At 66.0% G+C, this 9661-nt stretch carries 14 protein-coding genes; 8 read left to right on the plus strand and 6 right to left on the minus strand.

Annotated elements, in window-relative coordinates; genetic code table 11:
• On the plus strand, positions 1-479 hold a 479-nt coding region (locus tag ACFFIA_RS40540; RefSeq protein ID WP_446686998.1), incomplete at its 5' end, for a hypothetical protein.
• Between the two features lie 18 nt (positions 480-497).
• Positions 498-1016 carry an HNH endonuclease gene (locus ACFFIA_RS40545; RefSeq protein ID WP_377262103.1) on the plus strand — a complete coding sequence of 173 codons (519 nt, stop codon included), beginning with the start codon at positions 498-500 and terminating at the stop codon, positions 1014-1016.
• Between the two features lie 379 nt (positions 1017-1395).
• On the opposite strand, the gene ACFFIA_RS40550 is transcribed toward ACFFIA_RS40545, so the two are convergent.
• From ACFFIA_RS40550 to ACFFIA_RS40575, 6 genes are all read right to left on the minus strand, one after another.
• A complete protein-coding gene (locus tag ACFFIA_RS40550) occupies positions 1396-1773 on the minus strand; it encodes a hypothetical protein (RefSeq protein ID WP_377262105.1) in 378 nt (125 codons plus the stop codon).
• A gap of 102 nt (positions 1774-1875) precedes the next feature.
• Positions 1876-2589 carry a hypothetical protein gene (locus ACFFIA_RS40555; RefSeq protein ID WP_377262107.1) on the minus strand — a complete coding sequence of 238 codons (714 nt, stop codon included), beginning with the start codon at positions 2587-2589 and terminating at the stop codon, positions 1876-1878.
• Positions 2582-2776, minus strand: coding sequence for a hypothetical protein (locus tag ACFFIA_RS40560; RefSeq protein WP_377262109.1), 195 nt, complete (start codon positions 2774-2776; stop codon positions 2582-2584). Before ACFFIA_RS40560 ends, ACFFIA_RS40555 begins: the two co-directional genes overlap by 8 nt.
• A gap of 144 nt (positions 2777-2920) precedes the next feature.
• A complete protein-coding gene (locus ACFFIA_RS40565) occupies positions 2921-3130 on the minus strand; it encodes a hypothetical protein (RefSeq protein ID WP_377262111.1) in 210 nt (69 codons plus the stop codon).
• Between the two features lie 526 nt (positions 3131-3656).
• Positions 3657-3983: a winged helix-turn-helix transcriptional regulator gene (locus ACFFIA_RS40570; RefSeq protein WP_377262113.1), complete on the minus strand. Its 327-nt coding sequence runs from the start codon at positions 3981-3983 to the stop codon at positions 3657-3659.
• Positions 3898-4287, minus strand: a complete 390-nt coding sequence (locus ACFFIA_RS40575) for a type IV toxin-antitoxin system AbiEi family antitoxin domain-containing protein (protein WP_377262133.1) — start codon at positions 4285-4287, stop codon at positions 3898-3900. Before ACFFIA_RS40575 ends, ACFFIA_RS40570 begins: the two co-directional genes overlap by 86 nt.
• Positions 4288-4763: 476 nt before the next feature.
• On the opposite strand from ACFFIA_RS40575, the gene ACFFIA_RS40580 reads away from it, so the two are divergent.
• The 6 genes from ACFFIA_RS40580 (at position 4764) to ACFFIA_RS40605 (ending at position 8765) form a co-directional block, all read left to right on the plus strand.
• A complete protein-coding gene (locus tag ACFFIA_RS40580) occupies positions 4764-5159 on the plus strand; it encodes a hypothetical protein (protein WP_377262116.1) in 396 nt (131 codons plus the stop codon).
• Between the two features lie 382 nt (positions 5160-5541).
• Positions 5542-6051, plus strand: coding sequence for a hypothetical protein (locus ACFFIA_RS40585; RefSeq protein ID WP_377262119.1), 510 nt, complete (start codon positions 5542-5544; stop codon positions 6049-6051).
• Positions 6052-6372: 321 nt separating this feature from the next.
• On the plus strand, positions 6373-6846 hold the full coding sequence (locus ACFFIA_RS40590) for a hypothetical protein (RefSeq protein WP_377262122.1): 474 nt from the start codon (positions 6373-6375) through the stop codon (positions 6844-6846).
• A 68-nt stretch (positions 6847-6914) separates the two neighbouring features.
• Entirely contained in the window at positions 6915-7556 is a 642-nt protein-coding gene (locus ACFFIA_RS40595; RefSeq protein ID WP_377262125.1) for a hypothetical protein, read from the plus strand.
• A gap of 113 nt (positions 7557-7669) precedes the next feature.
• Positions 7670-7963, plus strand: coding sequence for a hypothetical protein (locus ACFFIA_RS40600; RefSeq protein WP_377262128.1), 294 nt, complete (start codon positions 7670-7672; stop codon positions 7961-7963).
• A gap of 277 nt (positions 7964-8240) precedes the next feature.
• Positions 8241-8765: a DUF5946 family protein gene (locus ACFFIA_RS40605; RefSeq protein WP_377262131.1), complete on the plus strand. Its 525-nt coding sequence runs from the start codon at positions 8241-8243 to the stop codon at positions 8763-8765.
• Positions 8766-9661: the final 896 nt, after the last annotated feature.

Below are 9661 nucleotides of genomic sequence, written 5' to 3' on the forward strand. Positions count from 1 at the left end.
GCCTACGCACGCTCGCTGGCGCGCAACAGTTCTGCGCGATACGCAGCTACCTGTCCATCGCAGCCAAACACGGCATGCAACAGCTCCACATCCTCATCAGCCTCGCCGAGCGACGCCCATGGATACACCCGCAAGCCAATAACCTGACCAGTTACACCGGACCAAAGGCCGAAGCCGAGGCCATCAAGGATCAGCTAGCGGCATTCCTACGCGACGAACTCGCGCTGGAACTGTCCGCTGAAAAGACCCTGATCACGCACGCCCGCACCGAGGCAGCGCGGTTCCTCGGCTACGAGATCACCGTCCGGCACGACAACAGCAAGATCACCGGAGGGCGTCGCATGCTCAACGGAACGATCGCGCTGCGGGTGCCGCTGACCGTGGTCCGATCCAAGTGCGCCCCCTACCGGCGCCGGGGCAAACCCTGGTGTCGGCCCGCGCTGATCAACCTGAGCGACTACGACATCGTCCGGGTCTAGGCGGCTGAATACCGGGGCGTGGTCAACTACTACCTTCTCGCCGGCGACGCCTGGCGCCTCCACGCGCTGCGCTGGAATGCCGAGACGTCGATGCTCAAGACCCTGGCGGCCAAGCACAAGTCCACGGTGACCAAGACAGCGGCCCGCTACAAGGCCACGGTCGAGACACCACACGGACCGCGCACGTGCTTTGAAGCCCGGATACCCCGCACCGGCAAGAAGGACCTGGTAGCACGGTTCGGCGGGATTCCGTTACAACGCAACGAGAACGGGTTCATCATCGACCCCGTTCCAGTCCCGGTGCCCACACCCCGCAAGGAGCTGATCCACCGGCTCCGCACCCGCAGGTGCGAACTGTGCGAGCAAGACGCCACGGTGGCTGTCCACCAGATCGCCAAACTCGCCCGGCTCGGAACACCAGGACCAAACCAACCCGCGTGGGCGGCCCTCATGACCAGGAAACGCCGAAAGACCCTCGTGGTCTGCCAACCCTGCCACGAGGCCATCCACGCAACCCCTGTCACGCACGCGGCGTAATCGCTGGAGAGCCTAGTGCGCTTAACGGCGCCCGCTGGGTTCGGAGGGAGGCTGCGCGGAAAAGGCCGGATTCACAACACCTGACTCCGGACCTCGCCGCGCAGCCCACCCTGTCCACGAAAGCCCTACCACGACCCGTATCTATCTGCACGCGGACATGGCGCTCAAGGAACAAGCCATCGCCCGGACCGCACCGCCGAACACCGACTCCGCCCGCTACCAGGCCGACGACGCTCTACTCGCGTTCCTCGACCAACTCTGAGTCCCGCCGTTGGTTATGCCGCGTCCCGAACCCAAACATGCGCAGCCGCACAGCCATCCGCACCGGGCGCGGCATAACCGCAGCGTCGTCATAAGGTGTCTAATGTCGAGTTCGTCATTACGTGCCCTGGTTCTGCTGCCCGGACTCATCGAGCACCGCCACAGCCAGCAGGTCATCACCGGCACCCAAATGCTCGGCGACGAACTCGGCCACCACCCCCAACGCGGCCCTCTCGTCCCACACCGCATGATTGAGCAACCGCTGGGTCTTGTCCGGGCTGGCATCACCGACCCACTCGGCGATCTGCCACCCGTTCTTACGCGGCAGGTCCGAGGCCAACGCCCGCACATACTTGCCGGCCTGCAACCGCGGCTCCCGCCGGGCGAACACCGCGCCGACACGTCCCAGCAGCTCCTGCCGGTACTGCTGGGCCAGCTCACCGGCGGCTACCATGCACGCGGCGGCCGTCTCGTATTCAGTTTGATCCACAATCACGCAGAACTACGGGACGGCCGCCGTTGCGGACAAGCCGACACGCCCGCCCAGGCTCTGCTCGCGGCTGGCTCGACATCCACGATCAGCTCTGGCCGCACCTACCTACACATGCACCATGTAGTGGTAGTTCCCCGCGCCGACCGTGGCCTCCAACGTCTCAACCACCGCCCGTGGCTTGTCATACGGCCCAGAAACGTAGAACGGCTTACCGTCACGCCCGAAACGGATCGGGCTGGGGCCGGCCGGCCTACCGAGATAGGGCACCACGGCATCGAAATCTGAATGAGGCTCGAAACCCAACCCCCGGGCATACGCCACCGCACCGTGCACCACGGCCTGGGCAAGCTCGAGCGGGACAGCCACCGGCAGGCCGTCAAAGGCGCTGAAGTACTCCCGGCTGAACTCCTCCACCGCGCCCGAGCCCATCGGCACCGGCCCCACCGCGTTCTTGACGCCCAGGCAGTACACGTCCACCAGGAACCCACAGACCGTTACCCGACTGGCCCGTTCCTGACGAACGATCAGGACGTTCGCCAAGCCGCCCGTCGCGGGCTCGCCAGCCTTAACCGGGTCCAGCGCCGCCCACGCCGCCGGCGCCTCGTCCAGCCCCAACCCGGCGCTCCAACCAGGGCTGATCCAGCATCCAAGCAGGACCCGATCGGCCGGATCGTCGTGCGACTGCTGCAGCGCCGCGACCTGACGCACCAGCGGGGCAACAGCAGCCGGGCGCAAGCCCAGCGCCTTGGCAATCTGCTTGGGCGAACTGCCACGCTCCCGCATCAACCGCACCTGGGCCAACAGCGCATCATCAGTCATCTTCAGCAGCGCCTTTCACGACGAGGCGAACAACAGCCTGAGCCAACACGACGGGCTCCAACACAGCCACGCCCCATCCAACACCGACCGAAAACCCCACCGCCGCCGGCCCCCACCACGCCCGCTCAGCCACCAGTCCCGACCACGGCACCTCAGCGACCGACACCGTCAACACAAAGCGCAACATGATCAGATCACGAAGTGCGGCTGCCGTAGTAGGCTGCCAATGCTCAGCGTTGAATGGCGCGCGGTTCTACGGTTCGGAAGATTTTTTTGGCGAGTTCGAGACTTTCGCTCTCCGGCATGTCTTGGTCAACATTGACGCTGATACTCAGGGAGCGCCCGGCAGTTGCACGCGTAGCGAACGACCCGGCCCGTGCCACTGCGCCTCGTATCCCAGCCCGTCGAGCGGTGGAAAGCCTGGAAGCCCACTGCCCTTCACCAGGCGGATGCTCACCGTCTGCGCTGGCGGCTGGCCCAACGGGGAGAAGAAAAAGATGCATTCCATCGGCCGGTCGCCGACCGACGTGGGCACCGGCATCCCCACCAGGTCACTTAACTCCTGCGGGCTGATCAACGCACACGGAGGTCTCGATCGGCCTGCGGGCTGACCCGCTGAGGAAGAAGGACCGGGCGTTGGATCTACCGGCATGCTCGACACACCATCCCTGGCGGTAGGGCTGACCTCTGCGGCGCAAGAGCCCAAGAAGACAGCAGCAACACATAGCGCACCTAAGGCCGCAACTGTGAATGGCAGACGGCCTCGTCCGCTCCCTCTGTGCACCGACTAATCCTGCCCGAGGCTAAGGGTACGGGGCAACCCGCGGCCGCTGGCCATGTGCGTGTCTTTCCTCCTAAGCCGGCCTCGTCCAGCAGGAGCAGGACCCGCGCCCCGTTCGTCCAGCATCATCCACCTTTGGGTTATGACGACAGGTCCGCCAAATCCGATCAGCGCGGGTTCGCCATAGCTCGGTCGAGTATCGTCAGGCCGCCTGGAAGCTCTACAAGATCCCGCGCCGAATGGAGATTGTGCGGACGCTGCCGCTTGTGGCCTGCCGTCGCAGGTGCTACAGGCCGAGGTCGGTGCGGTGGCGCTCGCCCCAGCCGCGGAGGTCATCGAGGAGTTCGCGCAGTTCTCGTCCTGCTTGTGTGAACTGGTACGCGGACGCGTCGACGTGGGCCGGTGGGTGCTCGATGAGGCCCTTGGCTTCGAGCAGCCGCAGGGAGTCGGTCAGCGATCGGTTGTAGACGGGTTGCCCGCTGGAGACGGTGAGGGTGACCTGGAGGTCGGTGTAGCGCTGCGGGCCGTCACCGAGGGATACAAGGATCTCGACGGACCACTTGAGGCGGACTACAGCGAGGACACCACGGATGGCCTGGGGCACGTTGGGCACGCAGCTCATCGCCCCATTGGCAGATGCGGTAGAGGGTACGTACGACGCCCTCGCCGATCGGGGTAAGTGTGAAAGTGGTCTGGTCGTCGGGCTCCAGGTCGAGGGACCCTGCGCCGTGGCGCTGAAGGTGTCCGGATCCGACCAGGCGACGTAGCTGGCTGGTCTGCTGAGCGATGCCGTGGGCTCGCAGTTGGGCCAGGGTGGCGACGCCCCCGCTGCTGTGTAGGGCGAGGAGAATCTCGACCACTCCGGGTTCGGCGATCAGGTCGAGCGTTGGGGGCCGTACGCCGTCGCGGTCGCTCATCGCGGTTCCGCCTTCCACGCGACCAAAGAATGTCGTGGGACTATATCGACGTTAATCATTGATAACACTGTCGTAAAAGCGACAGTTCGTCCGCCCAAATTGCGACCTTTATCCGGGAATCGCTGCATGGAGATGCGTGCATTGATGCACGTGTATTGAGGCACGTGCGGTTGTCGTTACCGGAGGTACGCGAGTACACACGACTTGTGACGTCACCGATCAGGCCAGCAGACGCATGCCTGGGCTGGGCACGTTCACTGGTGCGCCGACTTCGCCGTCCCGCTCCGGAGGCTCCGATGATCTCGTGCAGGACGCGCAGGCGGACCGCAGTGGGAGTTCTCGCCCTGGCGGCGGCTTTCGCGATCGCTGGCTGTACGAGGGAGGATACACTACCGGTCGCTACGCCGAGTCAGACCGCAAAGCCGACCGCGCCGGCTTCCAATTCGGACCCCGGTGCCGCCGCTGAGCAGCAAGCCGTGGCCGCATACAACGGCTACATCCAGACCTATGCATTGGCCTCGCAGGCGGCGGACCCGGACGATCTCAATCTGGCTCGTTACGTCGCCGATCCGCTGTTGAGCCAGACTCGACGCAACATCCGCAAGCTCAAGGACATCGGCGCTGTGCAGGTCGGTGCGCAGAAGGCCAGCGTTGTTCGCAATGAGGTCGACCTGTCCGCTAAGCCGCCGACCATCACCCTCTACTCCTGCTTGGACTTCAGCGACATGAAGGTGGTCTACAAGTCGAACCAGTCGCCGATCCCTGGCTTCTCGATCAGCAAGACCAACGCCCCGGCCGTGGTCACGGTGTGGCAGTACGAGACCGGTCAGTGGCTGGTCAACGCGACGAAGGAGGGGAGCCACTCGTGCTGACCCACCGGCGGGTCTGCGCCGCGATGATCCTGGCGGCTGGGCTGATCCTCGTAACGCCTGAGGCTGGCCGCGCCGCTCCACCGGCTGAATGCGACAAGACAACGGACCCGCTGTGCCAAATCGAAGACACCGACCCGGGCGATCCCGGTGACCCCGATAACGGTGGCCGCGGGGGCGGCGCCTGTACGTGGGATGGGAAATCAATTCCATGCTCTGATCAGGATTACGGCTACTACGTCGGCAACGGCTGCTACTGGAAGGCCCTCGTCCCGCAGCCGAAGGACGCCGAGCCGCCGCCAGGCAAGGACCCGGCCAAGGGCACCTGGGGCGTGCGGTCCTGCTACACCGCGCCGGGCTCTGGCGAGGTGACCCAGGTCTACGAGTGGATGGACGACGGCGCGATAGCCCCACCCCGGAGGAACTGGCGCAGCGAGCGCTCGCGAAGCTGCGGTTGCGTGGCGCGCAGATTGGGGTCGCGCCTAACCCCAGCGGCAAGGGTGCGGTGGGTCTGCCGGTGTGGCTGTGGACCGACGTTACGCCCGGTACGTGGGGGCCCCAGCGGGCTAGCGAGTCTGCCGGCGCCATCACGGTGTCGATCGAGGCGAAGGCCCGCATGATCGTCTGGCAGATGGGCGACGGGAACTCGGTGACCTGTACCAACCCGGGCCAGCCGTACAAGGCGGTGTACGGCCTTGCTGAGTCCACTGCGTGCGGCTACAAGTACCCGCGGCCCAGTATCACCGCAGCCAACCCGAACGGCCGGTACACCGTCACTGCGACGACGCATTGGCGGGTCACGTGGACGGGCGGCGGGCAGAGCGGTGTGCTGACCCCGACCAGCCAATCGCAGACGTCTGTCCAAATTGGTGAGATCCAGGTGGTGAAGCGATGACGTCGCCGGTGGTCAGCAGGCCCGTCCTGCGGCCCAGCCCGAGCCCGCCCGCCCCGGCCCCCGCGTTGATCGGTCGGCTACCGCGACGCCGCCGTTGGGGCATGGTCGCCGTCGGTGTGCTCTTGGTCGTCGTGGGCGCGGTCCTGGCGTATCTGCTGGTCGCTACCGCCGGGATCACCCGCCCGTACTGGGATATCCACAACTTCAGCAACGAGCCGTCGCCATGGGACTACGGCGACTGGCATCACGCCGTCATGGGAGTTCAGCTCGGCACCGACCGAGGCCCCGCAACGGTGAGGTGGACCAGCACGTTTCATCCACATGGCGTCGAGGTGTTTTTACGAGCCGATCGAAGATCATCTCGTCCTTGGCGAAGCCGGCCCGGAACGTGTCGGTCCGGACGCTGAGGGCACAAGCCGCTGGGCCCCGTACCTCGCAACGCCGATCCACGACACCGCCTGTCACTGGGAACGGCTCGAGATCGGACCGAGCCGGCTGGCGGACGGCAGCATCGCCAGGTCGGCGTACGCCGTCGAGCTGCCCGTCGCACTGCGCCTGAACTTCACCGCCGGAGCGGTGTGGTTCGTCGCCGGCATCCCCCAATGGCCAGACATGGCAGGCGTCCTCATCCCCGGCAACGAGATCATCGTCGTCTTCTCCCACGAAGGGATGCGCGCGATCGGCTTCTCTGACCCCCACGTTCCTTCAAGCACCCTGATAAACCTGGCCCGGTCAACACCGCCCGGATCGCGGCAGATCTGTGCATCTGGTCCTGTGGTTAGGGACATTGGATAGCGACACCCGCCACTTCACGACGCGTGGCGGAGCCAGTCGATGCGGTTTGTGCCCGGTTGTGATCCATCGTGCCGCAGCCACTGATCTGGAGCCGACGTCAACGTTGGGTCACGCTCCTAACTGTCGCGGTGCAGATCCCGGGCTGGACAGCCGTGGCCGGCGCCTACTTGTTGGCCGTGCCGTTGTTCGGAGTCGTCTCACCGATCACCTGGGCAACGACATGGACCGCCTGGCTGTACGTGATCGGAACGCCGTGCCTGGCCGCGGCTGCCTTGGCGATCACCCGACACTGGGCGCTGACCGCGCTCATGGCCTTCATAGCCGTACTCGCCTGCGCCGGCCTGCGGACCGTCGGCACGATCGAGTCGAACCCGAGCGACCAGTTCCACCGCTACCGCAGCGACCTAGCCGCGCTGGCCGCCGCCCACCACTGCGAAGTCGCGGCCGAGACAGTTCAGATGCCTCGACAGATGCGGTGGCTGTCCATCGATGGAAAGGCCCACCCGCGGCACTCGTTCGTCGACGGCGACCCCCACGGCGGGCAATGCGTGCTCTACCTGCCCGTCTGGCAGGACTGGCGTGCCGAGACCGCAGTCGGCTTCGGCTACTTTCCGAAAGCCCCGTCCCCTCGCACGTTCATCGCCACCGCCGCCGGCGACATGGGCGCCCCCGCCTATGAACTCGGCGACGGCTGGTGGTGGATCGAATGACCCGCCCCGACCAAGCAGCGACGACCGATCAGCGGCATGAGCGGACGTCCTTGGGAGTCGATCTCTGTGATTGCAGTGTGCCGAACCGGACGTCGTCGTGCGACCATCCCCCGGTGACGGTCCTTCTCGAGCACCGTGGTCGGCGGTTCAAAGTCATGGCCTACCACGATGCGATACGGCACGACGGTCCGGCGCTCGAACTGGCCGAGCAGGTTGACGGTGAGTTGGGTCCGGCTCTCGTCACGGTCCTGTTTGCCGAGGACCGCGCTGATGAGGCCGAAGTGCTGCTCGCCGACTGCAGCCTGCCGCTGCAGGTACTGACGGCATTCGTAGAGGAAGTCGTACAGGAGAAACGTCGGATACGTGAGACAAGCCTGTACCAGGTCGAAAGCGGCGACGCCAGCTAGACGCTGAACGAATGGCAGCAGCATCCAGCCCACATCAAGATCGGACGCACTGTCATCGGCAGATCCGGAAAAGTGGAGCCATCAGGCCTGTCCGGACACCACTGACCCAGTGAGAATCGCCAGGCTACCTGAGACGCTTTTCCTTGCGAAGGCGATCGGCGGCCGATCTCGCGGTCGATCCGGCGGGCGTTGTCCCGCCGGCGGGCCAACGCCCCGCGCTCTCGGACCCGGCCGGGCGGCGTTGCCGCTGGCCACGGCGTGTGCCAGCATGGACGCCGTGCGTGAGGTCGGGACGGATTGGGCCACCTGCCCGGGCTGCGGCCTCCAGCTGCCGAGCGTCAACTGGGCGTCCGACGGGCGGCTGCAGAACTCGCCGGAGTGCTGGCAGCTCTACACCGAGCTCGTCGGCGCCACGATGAGCCAGGCCGGCCGGGCCGCCGCGGTGCAGCAGCTGAGCATCGACGCCTACGGCGCCCAGCATGCCGGGCCGGGCGTCGCCCCGATCACCACGGTGTTCTCGCTGCTGGGCCTGTTTCTCGCGATCGAGCGGGGCGTGCCCGGCTACGAGGTCCGCGACGCCCACCAGCGCCTGGCCGCGCTCGACCTGCGCTGGCCAGAGCTGACCCGGCCGGCCCGCACCGGCGAGGTGACCGTCTTCGACGTGGCGCTCGCCGACAACCCCGACGAGCACGTCCGGCTGGCCCACGAGTGGGCGCGGTCGGTGTGGCAAGACTGGGAGTACTGCCATCCGGCGATCGTCGAGCTCACCGAACGGCACCTGCCGGACCTCGCCCGGCGCTGACGGCCGACCGCCGACGGGGCCGCCGCCGAAACCCCCGCCGGCCGCTGCCAGGGACCGCCGTTGAGGGCGCCGCGGGCGCCGCGGGAAGCATTCTCCATAGGCGTACATATCGGACCACAGTCGCCGCGCTGCACGAGAATCCGTCGAAAAGCCTGTCGACTGCCTGATAACCCGCCAACCTCTGTCCGGTCTCAACAATCGTGTCGAATGATCATGGCGCCAAGCTGCCATTCGACATGTAGCTTGAGAAGATTCCGACGCTCCGGACCCCGACTTTCGGCATGCGCATGCGGGGCTGCGCTTCGATGTCCCAAGGATCATGTCACTCCCGCGTGCCCGTGAGCTGCGCTTCGACAGCTACGGCGAGACCGAGTCGTCAAGGATTCTCAGTCATGTTGGCCGATTCGGTCCCCATCCACCGACGGCGACGGACAAAATCGGTTCGGCCGGATGCCATAGCCGGACCCATCTAGAGATTGCGCTTCCGCGTTGCCGTGACCGTGAGTCACGAGATCGGCCCCACCCAGGAGCGAATCGCCTGGACTCCGGTGCACCGGATCGCGGCAGATCCGGATACCGATGGGTGTGTCGGTAGTGCGCGCCGGCTCGGCTACGCTGCCCAGTTGTGGAAGCCCAGTTCGATGTTCATGCCGACCTTGCCCGTGGTGGCGGCAACGTCGCCGGCGGACGGCATTGAATCCGCCTGTTCGCTGTGGAGTGCGCGCGCCCGATCGCGGCCGGCGACGGTTGGGACTACGCCGATTTACGTTAGGCGCAGACGCGGCTGGGCTTCTCGTTGCCGACGTCGATGCGTACGGCGTAGGGGCTCATCGGCAGGTGTTGTGATTTCACCAATGGCTTGGGTCGCCTTCCTGCTCCACATCGAAGTGCCAGTA

Origin of the sequence: Phytohabitans kaempferiae (genome assembly GCF_042433955.1) — a bacterium.
Classification (GTDB): Bacteria; Actinomycetota; Actinomycetes; order Mycobacteriales; family Micromonosporaceae; genus Phytohabitans; species Phytohabitans kaempferiae.

Excerpts from the sequence above, each read along its gene's own strand:
- ACFFIA_RS40555 (WP_377262107.1), bottom strand. The coding sequence starts at position 2,589 with ATGACTGATGATGCGCTGTTGGCCCAGGTGCGGTTGATGCGGGAGCGT.
- ACFFIA_RS40560 (WP_377262109.1), bottom strand. The coding sequence starts at position 2,776 with ATGTTGCGCTTTGTGTTGACGGTGTCGGTCGCTGAGGTGCCGTGGTCG.
- ACFFIA_RS40565 (WP_377262111.1), bottom strand. The coding sequence starts at position 3,130 with ATGCCGGTGCCCACGTCGGTCGGCGACCGGCCGATGGAATGCATCTTT.
- ACFFIA_RS40575 (WP_377262133.1), bottom strand. The coding sequence starts at position 4,287 with ATGAGCGACCGCGACGGCGTACGGCCCCCAACGCTCGACCTGATCGCC.
- ACFFIA_RS40590 (WP_377262122.1), top strand. The coding sequence starts at position 6,373 with ATGGCGTCGAGGTGTTTTTACGAGCCGATCGAAGATCATCTCGTCCTT.